The sequence below is a fragment of the Paenibacillus alkalitolerans genome, assembly GCF_016482785.1.
GTDB lineage: Bacteria > Bacillota > Bacilli > Paenibacillales > YIM-B00363 > Paenibacillus_AE > Paenibacillus_AE alkalitolerans.
This window is the reverse complement of record NZ_JAEMXM010000019.1, coordinates 64,715-79,575: the sequence shown is the minus strand read 5'-3', so window position 1 is coordinate 79,575 and position 14,861 is coordinate 64,715. Positions and strand designations below refer to the sequence as shown.

Annotated in this window: 13 protein-coding genes; 2 read left to right on the top strand and 11 right to left on the bottom strand. The window is 52.6% G+C overall.

Translation table 11 applies throughout. The features are described from left to right. Nucleotides 1-27 precede the first annotated feature (27 nt). Nucleotides 28-1,287 carry an L-rhamnose isomerase gene (gene rhaA, locus JET16_RS22905; RefSeq protein ID WP_199620850.1) on the bottom strand — a complete coding sequence of 420 codons (1,260 nt, stop codon included), beginning with the start codon at nt 1,285-1,287 and terminating at the stop codon, nt 28-30. A 19-nt stretch (nt 1,288-1,306) separates the two neighbouring features. Continuing rightward, nucleotides 1,307-3,376: a bifunctional aldolase/short-chain dehydrogenase gene (locus JET16_RS22900; RefSeq protein WP_199620847.1), complete on the bottom strand. Its 2,070-nt coding sequence runs from the start codon at nt 3,374-3,376 to the stop codon at nt 1,307-1,309. 411 nt (nt 3,377-3,787) lie between these two features. Here JET16_RS22900 and JET16_RS22895 point away from each other — a divergent pair, with 411 nt between their 5' ends. Beyond that, the gene (locus JET16_RS22895) at nt 3,788-4,945 is read left to right on the top strand and encodes an acyl-CoA dehydrogenase family protein (RefSeq protein WP_199620844.1); all 1,158 of its coding nucleotides are present in this window, start codon (nt 3,788-3,790) and stop codon (nt 4,943-4,945) included. Between the two features lie 6 nt (nt 4,946-4,951). Here JET16_RS22895 and JET16_RS22890 read toward each other — a convergent pair whose 3' ends face one another. From JET16_RS22890 to JET16_RS22860, 7 genes are all read right to left on the bottom strand, one after another. Continuing rightward, nucleotides 4,952-5,296, bottom strand: coding sequence for a hypothetical protein (locus tag JET16_RS22890; protein ID WP_199620842.1), 345 nt, complete (start codon nt 5,294-5,296; stop codon nt 4,952-4,954). Nucleotides 5,297-5,610: 314 nt separating this feature from the next. Continuing rightward, nucleotides 5,611-6,990, bottom strand: a complete 1,380-nt coding sequence (locus JET16_RS22885) for a UTP--glucose-1-phosphate uridylyltransferase (RefSeq protein ID WP_199620840.1) — start codon at nt 6,988-6,990, stop codon at nt 5,611-5,613. A gap of 14 nt (nt 6,991-7,004) precedes the next feature. Further along, nucleotides 7,005-7,697: a PIG-L family deacetylase gene (locus JET16_RS22880; RefSeq protein WP_199620838.1), complete on the bottom strand. Its 693-nt coding sequence runs from the start codon at nt 7,695-7,697 to the stop codon at nt 7,005-7,007. Further along, nucleotides 7,694-8,005: a DUF1806 family protein gene (locus JET16_RS22875; protein ID WP_199620836.1), complete on the bottom strand. Its 312-nt coding sequence runs from the start codon at nt 8,003-8,005 to the stop codon at nt 7,694-7,696. The genes JET16_RS22880 and JET16_RS22875 overlap by 4 nt, the downstream gene beginning before the upstream one ends. Nucleotides 8,006-8,301: 296 nt before the next feature. Next, a complete protein-coding gene (locus JET16_RS22870) occupies nt 8,302-9,678 on the bottom strand; it encodes a DUF4129 domain-containing protein (protein WP_199620834.1) in 1,377 nt (458 codons plus the stop codon). Next, nucleotides 9,657-10,733, bottom strand: a complete 1,077-nt coding sequence (locus JET16_RS22865; RefSeq protein WP_199620832.1) for a DUF58 domain-containing protein — start codon at nt 10,731-10,733, stop codon at nt 9,657-9,659. The genes JET16_RS22870 and JET16_RS22865 overlap by 22 nt, the downstream gene beginning before the upstream one ends. Before the next feature lie 10 nt (nt 10,734-10,743). Beyond that, nucleotides 10,744-11,712 (bottom strand): AAA family ATPase, encoded by a 969-nt coding sequence (locus tag JET16_RS22860; RefSeq protein ID WP_199620830.1) that lies wholly within the window; start codon nt 11,710-11,712, stop codon nt 10,744-10,746. Nucleotides 11,713-11,822: 110 nt separating this feature from the next. On the opposite strand from JET16_RS22860, the gene spoVB reads away from it, so the two are divergent. Beyond that, entirely contained in the window at nt 11,823-13,373 is a 1,551-nt protein-coding gene (gene spoVB, locus JET16_RS22855) for a stage V sporulation protein B (RefSeq protein WP_199620828.1), read from the top strand. A 2-nt stretch (nt 13,374-13,375) separates the two neighbouring features. Here the strand turns inward: spoVB and JET16_RS22850 are convergent, their stop codons facing one another. Together JET16_RS22850 and JET16_RS22845 are read right to left on the bottom strand one after the other, a co-directional pair. Next, complete coding sequence (locus JET16_RS22850; protein WP_199620825.1) at nt 13,376-14,407, bottom strand: LacI family DNA-binding transcriptional regulator; 1,032 nt, start codon at nt 14,405-14,407, stop codon at nt 13,376-13,378. 39 nt (nt 14,408-14,446) lie between these two features. Further along, nucleotides 14,447-14,857 carry an RbsD/FucU family protein gene (locus JET16_RS22845; RefSeq protein ID WP_199620822.1) on the bottom strand — a complete coding sequence of 137 codons (411 nt, stop codon included), beginning with the start codon at nt 14,855-14,857 and terminating at the stop codon, nt 14,447-14,449. Between the last annotated feature and the right edge of the window lie 4 nt (nt 14,858-14,861).

The following is a 14,861-nucleotide window of genomic DNA, read 5'->3' as shown; positions in this document are numbered from 1 at the left end:
CACCACCCTTGATTTTTGCTATATCGCTCATCCGCGTTTCAACAATACTGCTTTCTCGTACGCCTTCACTTCTTCAAGCCACTGTTCACGAACGGGAACGCCCATCTTTGCACAATAGTAATCCCACACCGCCCCGAAAGGATACGATTTGAATTCTTCCATCAATGCGAGACGCGTCGTATAGTCTCCTTCGAGCTCGGCCTTTTTCAACGTTTCAACAGGCTCAAGCATCGCACGCAGCAGCGACTTTATCGTGTTGCGCGTGCCGATGACCCATGCAGCCACCCGGTTGATGCTCGCGTCGAAGAAATCCAAACCGATATGAGTCTTTCCGAGCAAGTCGTTGCGCACCAATTCCCTGCCGATATCCATCAGCTCATCGTCCAAAATGACCACATGGTCGCTGTCCCACCGCATCGGACGGCTTACATGCAGCAAAATTCCGCTGGCGAACAAAGCCAATGACGACAGCTTGCCCGAGATCGTCTCCGTCGGATGGAAATGGCCCGCATCCAAGCAAATCAATTTGTTGTTTCGGATCCCGTATCCCATATAAAATTCGTGTGAGCCGACGACATACGCTTCCGAACCGAGACCGAACAGCTTGCTTTCCACGGCGTCCAAATGAACTTTCGGGTCGAGCTCTTCCGCAAAAATTTCATCGAGAGAATCTTTAAGCCGCTGCCTTGGCGACATGCGGTCCACAGGAATATCTTTGAAGCCGTCGGGAATCCACACGTTCGTAACGCACGTCTGCCCCAATTGTTCGCCGAAGTACGCCCCGATTTTTCGCGAAGCCTTGCAGTGATCGATCCAGAACCGGCGAATTTCCGGGTCCGGGTGGCTTAACGTGAAGCCGTCCTTCGACTTTTCATGCGAGAAGCAGGTCGGATTGAAGTCCAATCCCAATCCTTGCGCCTTTGCCCAATCCACCCAACTTTGAAAATGGCGCGGTTCAAGCCGGTCCAACTCCACTCGCTCGTCCGTATCGGCGTATATCGCGTGAAGATTCACTTTATGTTTGCCGGGAATCAAGGAGAACGCTTTTTCTAAATCCGCGCGCAGCTCCGCTGCAGTCCGCGCCGCCCCAGGATAGCTGCCGGTGACCGAGATTCCTCCGGTCAGCTCCTGATCGCGGTTGAGGAACCCGCGCACATCGTCTCCCTGCCAGCAATGCATGGAGATTTTTATTTGTTCGAGCCTCTTGAGCGCTTGTTCGACATCGATACCATGCTGTTCATAAAGCTTTTTCGCTTCTTCGTAGTTCTTTTCGATTTGCTGCGTCATTGTTTTCCCCTCCTCCGCTTTATCGGGTAAATGCAGCCGGCACTCCGCCGTCGATCGTCAGCATGCAGCCTGTCGTTTTGTCCGATTTGGAGGAAGCGAAGAACGCGACGCCTTCAGCTATGTCTTTCGGGAATATGTTGACGAGCAGCGTCGTCCGCTTGCGGTAATATTCCTCCAGTTGATCCGGCTCGATTCCGTAAGCGGCAGCCCGCTCGTTGCGCCAATTCGAATTCCAAATCGCGGAGCCTTGCAATATCGCATCCGGCAATATCGTATTCACGCGAATGCCGAATTCCCCGCCTTCCGCGGCGATGCAGCGTGCGAGATGGGCTTCGAGCGCCTTGGCCGAGCTGTATGCGGAGGCGTTCTTGCCCGCGTAAATCGAGTTTTTCGAGCCGATGAACACCATGTTGCCGCCGACGCCTTGAGCTTTCATCAGCTTGAACGCTTCGCGCGCCACAAGGAAATAACCTGTGCCGAGCACGTTGATGTTTAGGTTCCATTCTTTGAGCGAAGTTTCGTCGAACGGACTGGATGTCGCCAAGCCTGCGTTATTGACGATAATGTCCACGCCGCCGTAAGCGAGCGCCGTCTCGGCATATGCAGCCTCGACTTCCTCTTCTTTCGTTACGTCCATCTTAACCGCAACCGCCCGGTTTTCGCCGAACTTTTCGTTAATTTCAGCCGCGACCTTCTGCGCTCCTTCGAGGTTCAGATCGGCGAGCACGACATGTGCGCCTTCGGATACGAGACGTCGCGCCGTTTCGCTGCCTATGCCTCCGGCGCCGCCCGTAATGAACGCGACTTTGCGGGAAAATTCCGCTTCCGGCGGAGCCAGAGTCAGCTTATACAGCTCAAGCGGCCAATATTCGACGTTGTAAGATTCGTTCTCACTGAGGGAGACGAACTTTCCGAGCGCGGTGGAGCCTCTCATGACCGCGATCGCGCGATGGTACAGCGCTCCGCTCACTTTGGACATCGCCCAGCTTTTGCCGGTATTGATCATGCCGACGCCCGGTATGAGAATGACGCGCGGAGCCGCTTCAAACATGACGTCCCCTTCGTTCTTGTTCCGCTCGAAGTACGCTTTGTACTGCTCTTTGTAAGCCGCAATGCCGTCCTTGAGCTTCGTTTTCAAACCTTCAACGTCTTGCGCGTCCGGCGTCCAGTCGATAAAGAGCGGGACGACCTTCGTATGCACGAGATGGTCCGGGCAAGCCGCGCCGACCTGGGACAATTGCGCCGAATCCTTGCCGCCCGCGAATTGCAGAACATCCGCTTCGTCGTCGAACGTGAGGATCATTTTCTTCGCATCGCTCACGGCTCCGCGAATGGCGGGCATCACTTGCGATGCAATGCTGCGGCGTACGTCCGCGGGCAGCGGTTCGTGTTTTGCGCCGCCGAACAGCTTTGCTTCGTTGACTCTCGCTTCAATGTAAGCTTCAGCCTCGTTAATGATTGCGATCGTCTTGGCGTAGCAAGCTTCGGAAGTATCGCCCCAAGTGACGAGGCCGTGCTTCTCCATGAGCACAAGCTCCGCGTTCGGATTGGCAAGCACGCCTTGCGCAATCATCTTGGAAAGCGTGAATCCCGGACGGACGTAAGGAACCCATACGAAACGGTCGCCGAAAATTTCGCGCGCGATTTCCTTCCCGTTGTCCGCGCAGCACAGGCTGATAATCGCATCCGGGTGCGTATGATCGACATGATTGAACGGTAAGAATGCATGAAGCAGCGTCTCGATCGATGCGCGCGGATGCTTGGCGTCGATCATGCAATGCGCCAAATACGCGACCATCTCTTCATCCGACATTTCGCCTCTTTCGAACAACGGGCGGATGTCTTCCATGCGCAAACCTGTAAAGTTGCCGGCTTTCATCGTGGCCAGGTCCGAGCCGCTGCCTTTCACCCACATCACTTCGACTTCGCGGCCGCGGAAATCGGTTACCGTCGTCTTCATCGACGTGTTGCCTCCGCCCCAATTGCACACCCGCCGGTCCGCTCCAATAATATTGGACCTGTAGACGAGCTCGTCGAGTCCTCCTTTGAGCGCCGACGCTTTCGTTGTGTCCCATAAGCTTTGTACCATCGTTTTTCCTCCGCATGCTTTATTTTGTTTTTGTTTGTTTCCATTCTAGCATCTTTGTTTGTGTTTGAATATGAGTTTTTCAAAGAAAAACAAAAACCAATTCGAACGCGATTGCATATTTGCCGTATGCAGAGGTAATATTTTCCCCTGCAACAGATACAATATATTTCTCCACTCCGCAGCGGCAATTTTTGCCTCTCCACAGCTGTCCAACCGCTCATTGCACACGATCCGCTTAATGCAGCGGTACATTTTGCCTTTGCAATTCGACGAATTTTCAAACCCGCTCTCCAGCGGTAACTTCTGCCGCTGCATGGTGCAGCGTTCCCGGGAGCCGCCATTATTATGGTAAAATGCTTAATATGTATACGATAGGTTGCTCATGGGATTTTTGAAAAGGAGTGTGCGCGAATGGGACGGTTGATCGATCAATATATCCGCAGCGAAGAGGAGAGGGAACGTGCGGAGAAAGTCGAAGCCCTTGCTGGCCGTTTCGCGGATAGAGCGGGTGCGCACGATTTGGAAGGGTCGTTTCCGTTCGAAAATTTCGAAGATCTGCGTAATGCCGGTTATTTAAAAATAACGGTGCCGAAAGCGTTCGGCGGGGACGAGCTGTCGCTCTACGAAATGGTGCTACTGCAGGAGCGTCTGGCGTACGGCGACGGTTCCACCGCTTTGGCGGTCGGTTGGCATGTCGGTCAGGTGCTCCATCTTAGAACGAGCCGCAAATGGCCGGACAGCCTGTTCGCACAGTTGTGCCGGGATGTTGTCTCCGATGGCGCGATGATCAACACCTTCGCCACGGAAGCGGCCACAGGCAGCCCCACGCGGGGCGGCAGACCCGAAACCACGGCGGTACGGACCGACGGCGGATGGCTCATTACCGGACGCAAAACGTTCAGCACTCTGTCACCGATTCTCGACCGATTCGTCGTGTCCGCCTATATTCCCGAGGAAGACCGCACGGCTGAATTTCTGGTCTTTGCATCCGACCGGGTCACCGTAGCGGAGACGTGGGACACGATCGGGATGCGCGCAACCGGAAGCCATGATGTGGTGTTGGACGGCGCATTCGCCGCTGAGGACGCCCGTATCACCGGTAAGGGAACCGACGACGGAGGCGGCTGGCTGCTGCACATCCCGGCGTGCTACATCGGAATAGCGTTGGCGGCGCGAGATTTCGTCTTAAAATACGCGCAAACATACCGGCCGAACTATTTAACGGGACCGATTGCCGAGCTCCCTTGGGTTGAACAATCGATCGGGCAGATAGAGGTCGAGCTTCGGACGGCCCGCAGCCTGTTGTATGCGGCGGCGGACCGCTGGGACCGGGAACCGATGGAACGCCGGCCGCACTTAAAGCCGGAGCTCGGTTTGGCCAAATATGTGGCAACGAACAATGCGATTAAAGTTGTGGATATGGCGATGCGCATCGCGGGTGGCGCCAGCTTGTCCAGAACCTTTCCTCTAGAAAGATACTACCGCGACGTCCGTGCCGGTCTACACAATCCGCCGATGGACAACATGGTGCTCCAAGCGCTCGCCGCGGACGCTTTAAGCGAGAATTAATGCGGATTAATTCGTATATACGATTTCCCCTTCTTTAGACAGTCCGATTATCGTGAAAGGAACCGTACTGCCATTCCTTTCAAAATAATAAAATCTGTTGCCGTCTGAAGATTCTAATAAAGGTACGTCAAATGTTTTATTTTCTACATGGATAACTATTTTATCTATTTCCGGACTGTTAATCATTCCGAAATATATCGAAATATCTCCTATTCCTGAGGCGCTCCATAACACGTCCTCTTCTCCGCCCGGGGGATAGTGAGCGGAACTTAACGGGCCTGAATTACCTAGTTTGTCTCCTAGCACCCATGAACCAAACCAATTTCGGTGCAGTTCACCTAAAAATAACATGTTCTCGCTCCTGAAAATTGTAATCCACTCGTCGCCAACCTTTTCAACCAAATAAATTTCCTTAACCGGAGGCGACCAGTTTTCGGTATTGCGGAAAACATCGGATTTTGTTGGCGACTGTGGTTGCATTAGGAAGTGAAGTGTCAGTAAACATATAACCGCTAATAAAATGGCTGCAAACTTTTTTATACGATCCACCCCCAGCAATGAAAAGTGCAGAGCGGCTGCCGCGGCATGCTTCTCTGCACTCGTTTACTTAGCTCAGAACGCCAAGACGCCCAGAAGCAACAAGCCGATCCATACAAATTTTTTCTTCATTTCATCCCTTGTTGTTTAATGATTTTATCAATACCTTCGTTTATTCCTTCGCCGCCGTACGATAGTAGTGGAGATATTTCTATGAATCGATCTTGCAACCCGAGTTTTGCCAAGTCGACACCGCTATCCGCGAGCCATTTTTTATGGAGATTAAGAATTTGGTTTCTTGCAGTTAAAGGACTGTCCGCTCCTTCTTTATTTTTGACCGGGGCAAATTCTTCTTCACGTTCGGCTAATAAAACTGTCGTTTTTTCCGCAAACGGGAAGTAGTCGAAAATAAAACTTTCCAGTTTATACGCGTTTGGTTCATCGGGAGTTATAATAGTGCCGTTAGTATCGGAATACTTTATTTTCTTTAGTGCGACATGGTAAGGGACTTTGTGGCGCGCGTATTTTTCAATGAAATCATACCGGAACATATGGATGGAAATGTTGGCGAGGCCCAGCAGCAATTCGCCTTGACTGTTGCGTTGTTGCAATAATGCATCCGGTATCTCATTATATTCCAATACAAAAGGACGCCCATTCTTCAAGCACAGAACGCCAACCTTTTCTTCCGGGTCGACCTTTTTAATCGCTTTAGTAGATATTGTATTGTCGAAGGAAGCGGAAAAGCCTACGAACAATGGATCTGCCGCTTTAATAATCGCATTATCGACATTGTAATAAAACAGCCAAGTAATGCCTCTTCGTTTCATATCTTCAAGGGCGCCTGAGTGATACAGGGATGAAAAGCATTCCCCGTTACCGCTAGGGACAAAATTGATTTGAGAAGGCGAAGAGAAGAGCAGCTTCCCTTGTTGGTCTATTGCCGGCATCGTCTTTTGTTGAAAGAATATGCAGTCTGTTTTCGGGTACCCGAAGTAATTGTGCGATTGAAAGAACTGAATCGTGGCGTCATGATTTTCAGGGCTTGTCATAATGTACCAAGGAATGCTTTGTGCGGCCCTGTTTGAAAGATTTAACAGGCGCTCCGCTTGCAATTGGAACAATGATTTGCCAGAGGGTAAATCGATATCCAATGTACCTTTCGGTCCTTCATGTCCCAATCTGCTGCCTTGCCCGCCTGCGACTACAATTACGCCGACCTCGCCGTTTCGGAGTAATCTCCACCCCTCTTCGGCATACATGTCCCGTTGTTCCTTTGTGAATTGATCCAGTCGCTGATACTCCATCGGTTCAATTGATTCTATATCCACAACTTTCTGGTGCTTTACCTTATTCAAGGCCGAAGACAGCTGCACAAAATCAATACTGAGTATTTGTTGAATCAATTTATCTTTCTCGATAGGATCCAGCCTCTTAAGAAAATCTAAAACATGCTCCTGCTTATACTTGATAAGCAATTGTTGCACCTGTTCAAGTCCGGTATCCAAATATCATTCACCCCTCATTGGAACAAATCATCGAACACACGCAGAGGAAGCGAGACAGTGCCGTTCAAAAAATACTCGTACCGGCCAAACTTCGCCAACGCTTTGTGATCCGGCCCCCATACCCATTCGTCGATTTCCGTTTGGCACCGGTGAGCGCGGTAGGCGGCGAGCTTCGCATCCAATTGATCGCTGATATCGATTTTAACCACGTCATTCTTCGTGTACCCGTACCGTTCGGGATGCTCCATCGCATCGCCATAGGTGATGAAATATAGCGAGCCCTTCCGGCGTGTTCGGTGAAAAGCCGCCGTCGCCGCTTTGCCGATCGCGCAGTGATCGGGGTGGCCGCCGAGCCTCTCATGAAAGGTAAGAACAACGTCGGGATCCGCTTCCTCCATCAGTGCCGCGATCCTGCCGGTCAGTTGTTCCTGATCGATAAATTCAACCGTCTTGTCGCGTATACCCAAGAAGATCAGATCACGGATGCCCAATGCTGCGCATGCCTGCCGCAGCTCCTGTTCCCGGATGTGCGGCATGGACTCCCGGTTCACATAAGGCGGATTGCCCATGCGGCGTCCCATTTCGCCCTTGGTGGCGCTCACGAGCGTGATCTCGACTCCCGAACCCGCATACTTCGCCAACGTTCCCCCGCAAATAAACGATTCGTCGTCGGGGTGCGCAAATACCGCCATCAGTTTCCGTTTCATTCGGGGAACGCCTCCTTTCCCAGCTCCAATGCCACATTCATTCGGCCTCTGTCGTCATAACCAGCCAACAGCAGCCTGCCTTGTTCATCTATTTCATAATGAGTAAGCCCCTCCGTGCGAAGCCAGCCGTTTCTTTCGAACCGGATTGCGACCCGATACGGCCCTTCGCCGGCAATATGGCATTCCGTAATAGAAATACGGAAATTGCGGACGAAGACGAAGGACGTGGCTTCACTGTGGATATATGCATCTTGCCCAACGAAGGCCTGTAATTCCTTGTGAACCTCGGTTTTGTTAATTTTCTTCATCGTCTCCACCCCCAAAGAGATGCATACAGCGGCAAAATATTTCCGCTGCGTTCATGACACGGCCTATTGGGCCATTACAGCGGTAAAAATTGCCGCTCTAGCATTCATCATACTCAAAAATGGCCTATTTCAAAGCTGCAGAGGAAAAAACTTCCGCTGCAGTATAGCAATTCGCCGAAAATCCATTGCAGCGGAAAATTTTGCCGTTACACTCGAACGATTCGACGGGGGGCTATCATTTCCTGACCCAAATCGGCGAGTACTATCATCTCCGGACACGATTCGGCGAGGTGCCGTCATTTCAGGACGCGGGCGCGAACGTTTTCCACTTCATCGTCGGTCACGTCTTTCCCGGAATAACGGGCTTTATAGTAAAGCGCGATCAAAGAATCGGCCGCATCCGGAACGTACTCAACGGAATGCCGCTTCGAACCGCCGCCTTTTCCGCTTTCCGCCGCCCACCTTGCTATGTCCTGTCCCGTCTCCAAAGGGGTCAAATGCGGCTTCGCTTCATAACCGTTATCGATGTTCGACCGCATCCAACGCCGGAACAAATAGCGGACGCGCTCGCCGTTGCTGCGCATCTGCTCCCACCGTTCTCCCCGCCTTCCGAAACCGAAGCGTCCCAGCCAACGGTTTCGAATGTCCGCTTTCACCGCCGTCCAATCGAACACTACGGTTTCTTCATCCGTGTACCCCGCGCCTTCCTCTACGCGTTTCGACCGGCGCAACAGCGCAATGAGCCGGTTTACCCAGTTTCGCCAAATTCCTCCGCCGTTCTTATACAACCAGTACGCAACATAACCCGCAACAGCCGCCAAAATGAGGACGGTAATCGTATAAAACAATATATCGAGCAATTTCGCAAACAATCCGGGCTCCTGCTGCACGTCCGGCAGGATCGGCTGCGGGGGAGCGGTTTGCGCCGGCGGCTCCGCAGGCTGTTCTTCTTGCTGCGGCCGCTGCAGCAGCCACCTGAGTACGGACTTGAAGGCGCTCCACAGCAATGTCCCCACAACATTTCCGAACATTGCCGTCAATACCACTGAAATAACCAAAATTGCGCCTACATATACACGGTTATGGTTTCTCAGAGGCGCCGGGACGGACCGATCCCTCCGTTCCGACAGCGATGCACCGCGCAAAAAAGTAACGTTCGATGCGTAAAGAGCGATCACCGTGCAGAGTCCTCCTGTCACGGTCAATAGAAGAAGCTTGCCCGTCCCACCGGGAATAATACCGAACACTAAACAGCCTATGAAATTGACCGCAACTCCGATCCAATACCAACGGGGTTCCCACGCGCGGTTCGATATCGACATGCTTAGGAGCATGGTAAAGAAACCGGCGGCAAACAGCGGGACGGCATACAACCCGGTTCCTGCGGCAATGACGGCGAACACGGCCCCAACGGCCGCTCCCGCCGCCCACTGTGCCCATAAAGCGTTCAACTGGATACCGGCGGCAGTTCCGACCAGCGCGAGAAGCGGCAATCCGGCAAGCCATACCCCTTTCGTCCCTTCGGGAACCAAGAAAGTATCAAGGAGCAGCCAAACCGGCAGCAGCACCAGCTGTTCGACGAAACACGCGACCCAAAGCAAAGCAGTTTTCCTGACACCACCCGCCGCACGCAACACGTATCCCCCCTTCCTTACCCGGGTATGATCATCCATTCCAAGCCGTTCCCCAATCTCTTTAATTCATCTGCGTTTTCCCGCAGCTTGTCCCCTTGATGGCACGTAATGACCAGAAAGTCCATGTCGGTTGCCGCCATCGATATTTCCCGCTCCAGCATCCATGACATCGACTCGGCCGTCTCCAGCTCCAGCTTCGCCATCGTTTCGAGCAATTCTCTAATCTGTTCCGTACCGCCTGCCGGATCGATGCGGACCGCCTGTTTCGGTTTACCCTTCATCCACCCGTTGCAGAGGAATCCGGTTTCGATGCCGTTATTCAACGCGTAAACGGCGACCGATGCGGCATAACGTATCCCTTGTTCGATCCGCTCGGGATCGATGACCGCTTTCCACATCGTCTCGCTTACTTCGAGATTGAGGCAAATCATGAGCCGGTGATCGGCGGTGAAATCCTTCTTGTGCACTTGAAGCGCGCCCGCGCGAGCCGTCGCCTTCCAATTGACGGCTTGAAGCGGATCGCCGGGACGGTATTCGCGCACCCCCGCCGTCAAAAACGGATCTTCCACAATCCAACGCCGCACGGCGATATCGCCGAGCCAGCTGTGATTCGGGAGCGGCAGATCCGCAAGCGGCACCGTTCCCGGATATACGAGAAGCTCGAGCGAAAGCGGGAACCGCTTTGAAGTCGTCACGAATCCGAACGGATCGCCCGCGGTCATCGTCGCGGAATCCAACCTGTAATATCCCCGTTTGAAGCACTGAACTTTATGCCTCCGTACGATTTGGCGGTATGGCCGCAAGCTGAACAGACTGATATGGTTCTGGTAAAGCTCCCCGCTGCGGATATCCAGATTCGTCTGTTTGCTAAACGACAGCCCGCGTTCAATAAGCGATTCGAGACGAACCCACGGCAGCGGAAGCGGCTTCCGGTTTACGATGAGCTCCACCATCTCGACATCTTCGCCTTCAAATACGGTCTCTTTCGAAAAATGCCGCGAGTAACTCATCTGCTTCAAAGCGCTCCTTTTATACACCCACGAAAGAACTCCGAGCATTACGACCAAGTTGACGATGAACCAAGGCAGCTGCATATCGCCGGGCCTACCTTCGTTCCGAGAGAACGGCCGGTTCCGCCGGAACCTCGACTTCGTTAAGCAGCTTCCGAACGACCTCTTCCGCCCGTTGCTCCCGGCCCCGAACGGCGTTGCGGATAAGCAGACGGTGTGAAAGCGCGGACACCGCCACCGATTTAATGTCGTCCGGCGTCACATAGTCCCGTCCCCGAACGAGCGCATAAGCCTGCGAAGCCTTCAGCAGCGCCTGGCTGCCGCGCGGACTTACGCCGAGAGTAACGTCCGGGTGGCTTCTGGAAGCTTCGGCGATCCGAATAATATAGTTTAACAAATCATCGCTTATACGGACGGCCGCCGCAAACTTCTGCGCGGCAACGACCTCCTCAGCGGTCGCTGCCGGCCGAATCGTGTCAAGCGGATTCGATTCGCGAAACCGGAGAAGAATGTCCTTCGACTCTTCAAACGAAGGGTAACCCATTGTGATCCTTAGCAAAAACCGGTCGAGCTGCGCTTCGGGCAGCGGAAACGTGCCTTGATTGTCTACCGGGTTTTGCGTTGCGATAACGAGGAAAGGCGACTCCAGCCGATGGGTGACGCCGTCTATCGTAATTTGACGTTCCTCCATGCACTCGAGCAGGCTCGACTGCGTGCGCGGCGTCGCCCGGTTGATCTCATCGGCCAGCAAAACGTTGGCGAACACCGGGCCCGGACGAAATTCGAAATCACCGGACTTCTGGTTGAAGTAATTGATGCCGCTTACATCCGAAGGCAGCAGATCCGGCGTAAACTGGATTCGCTTGAAGGAGCAGTCGAGCGAGCGGGCCAACGATTTGGCGAGCAGCGTTTTTCCTGTGCCCGGCACATCCTCCAGCAGCGCGTGGCCGTTGGCCAATAACGAGGTGAGCAGCAGATCGACGGTATCGTCTTTGCCGACGACAACCTGGCCGATCGTGCCCCGTATTCCGTCAATCCATTTGACAATCTGTTGCAGTTCCATGGAACACCGCCTTCAAAAGTATGAATTCAATTCTATGAAAATCAGTTCTAATTTCTTTATTCTATCATATTTGTAACAATTGGAATCTTTATCGCCGGAGATGGATATGTATGCAGAAACAATCGTTCGCTCGGGGAGCCTTCATTTTGACGGCTGCCGCCTTGGTAACAAGAATTATAGGGTTTATCAACGGAATCGTCTTGGCCAGGCTGTTAGGCGCGGAGGGCATCGGTTTGCTCATGATGGCGTACCCGCTGATCCCGCTGATTATCACTTTAACGGAACTTGGTTTGCCCGTGGCCATCTCGAAGCTTGTCGCCGAAGCGGACGCTCAGGGCAATCAAGCGAAAGTGAAGAAAATACTCGCCGTTTCGCTCGCCGTTACCTGCACGTTAAGCATTGCGTTGACCGCAACCGCCCTTCTGGGCGCAAAGCCCATCGCGTCCTTCCTATTGACCGACCAACGGGCATATTACGCCATGCTTGCGCTCATTCCGATCGCTCCTGTCGTCGCGGTATCGGCGGTGCTGAAGGGTTATTTTCGAGGAAAGCAAAATATGAAATCGATCGCCTTCTCCGACGTGATCGAAAATACGATACAGATCGTCTGCATTGTCGCTTTGGTGCAGTTTCTCATTCCATACGGAATCCAATATGCCGCCGCGGGCGCGATGACCGCCGCCGTGCTCGGTGAGGCTGCCGGACTGTTGTTCTTGATCACAAGATTTAGAATGTACAGACAAAACAGCGGCGTCAGGGAAAAGCTGTCCCGCCATCTCCAACAAGGCAAACAAACATTGTCGGAACTGCTGCACATTGGCTTGCCGACGACAGGCCACGGATTGATCAGCTCCGTATACAGCGCGTTTCAGCCGATGCTCATTACGAAAAGCTTAGCCGTCGCCGGAATCGGCACGGCGCTGGCCACCAAACAATTCGGGTTGATGGCCGGTTATGCGTTCCCGTTGCTGTTTCTGCCGAGCTTCATTACGCATTCGTTGTCGACCGCGCTCATACCCGCCGTCAGCGAAGCGAACGCCAGCCGCAACGAAATATTGATGCACCGCAGAATGGATCAGGCGCTGCGCATCGGACTCATCGTCGGAGCGCCGGCCACCGTTATTTTATACATATGGGCGACTCCGTTGACGACCCTTGTGTACCATGCTCCCGAAGCCGGAGTACTGTTGAAGATTCTGGCTCCCTTTTTCTTCTTGCATTACTTCGAAGCTCCGCTGCACGCCGTGTTATTAGGGATGGGCAGGGCGAACGCGACCATGTGGAACTTTATCGTTGCCACCGCCTTCAAAGCGATGGCGATTATGATTTTCGGCACCGAGTTCGGCATCAACGGAGTTGCCTTGGGAATCGGCTTGGGCATTTGTCTGCTCGCCTTGCTCAATTTCTTCTCCACCGCGCGCATCATCGGATTTTATTTGGACGCCCGGCAAACGATGAAAGTGATATTCAGCGCGCTGTTGATGGCAATTTGCGGGCAATTTGCATTTTCGTTCTCGCAGCGCTCCGGATTTGACTTGTTGTGGGCTGTTATAGCGTCTATAAGCGCGGCTTTGCTTGTATACTGCATGGCGCTCGCCGTTTCCGGCGCGATGAAACGCAAACGGAGCCCCCAAATCCGCAAGGCCCCGTTTCAAATATAAATTTAATGTTTTTGGATCATCCGCGGATAAAACAACCGGTTCTCAAAACCTTTCCCCCCGAGCTCCAGCCGCTTGAGCACAAGATCCGCCGCGGCGTCGCCTATTTCCTGCGGATTTTGCATAATGACGGACAGTTTTTGAGAAAATAAGGGGGAAAATTCCAAATCACCGAAAGAGACGACTTCGATTTCATTCGTACGGATCCCAAGCTCATGAAGACCTAGATACAACCCGTACGACATTTCGTTGTTGGCGGAAAATATGGCCGTCGGCGGAGCCGGCAACCGCATGAGATGCTTAACCCCTTCGGCGCCGGATTGCCTTGTAAAATCCCCTTCATATACATAACGGGCATCCGGCCGCGCGCCGAACTTGGCGAATGCGGCTTCGGCGCCCTCATAACGTTCTTTTGCCGTGATTACCGCCATCGGTCCGTTAATTATGCCGATATGCCGATGCCCTTTATTCAGGAGATAGGACACGGCTTCCTCCGACACGGACCGGTTATCTTCGGCGATGACGTCCAATCTTAGATTTTCTATTTTCCGGTCGATAAGAATAACATGAACACCCAACTGGCCGGCGGATTCGATTTTGTCCTTGTTTTGACCCGTTCCTGCAATGATGAGAGCTTCGACCCGTTTCTCCAACAGGAAATCCAACGCTTGTCTTTCTTTTTCCGGATCTTCCTCCGTATCCATATACAGCAAATGATAACCCTCGCTCATGCATTTTCGCTGTATTTGCCTCGAGATGGACATGAAATAAGGATTGGTCATATCCGGCAACACGATACCGATACTGCTCGATTTCTTTTGTTTCAGACTTCGGGCGATAGAGTTCGGCTGATAATTGAGCATCTTGATCGTACGCAGGACTTGCTCCCGGGCGTGCTCGCTGACATAACCGGTATTGTTAAGCACACGGGATATGGTTGCGGTCGATACTCCGGCTTCTTTCGCTACATCCTTCACCGTCAACTTCTTCAATTCGACCTGACCTCTCTGATAGGAAAGCTTCATATTTCTCATCATTATATGTGTTTCCAATGAAGAAATCTAGAAAGGCGGAATCTACACTACGCCTACCGTCAGCAAAATATTCGCATAAATTCTCTGCTCCCCGGTAGCTATGGCCACTTTTACATTTTCCTTCTTGCACGCTTCATAAAATTCGAACCGGCCTAAATAATCCGGTTGAAGCCCGTTCAATATCGACCGGAACTCGGAAAAAATAGCCGGTTCTTCGCCGGAATCCGGAATCATCGTCTCCGCCTTCTCCACCGGTATCGTCTTCTCAAGAACGCTCAAAACATCCGTTACAAGCGGAATCCCGTGCGTCAAATTCAAATATATTTTGGCACACCCGCCGCCGGTGTTCGAATCGATCGGGTAATTCCCGTCGGCGATCAATATTTTGTCACCATGCCCGCAAGCCGCCAACAATTTCATTAACTCCGGATGTATACAGACTGTTTTCAACATCGGA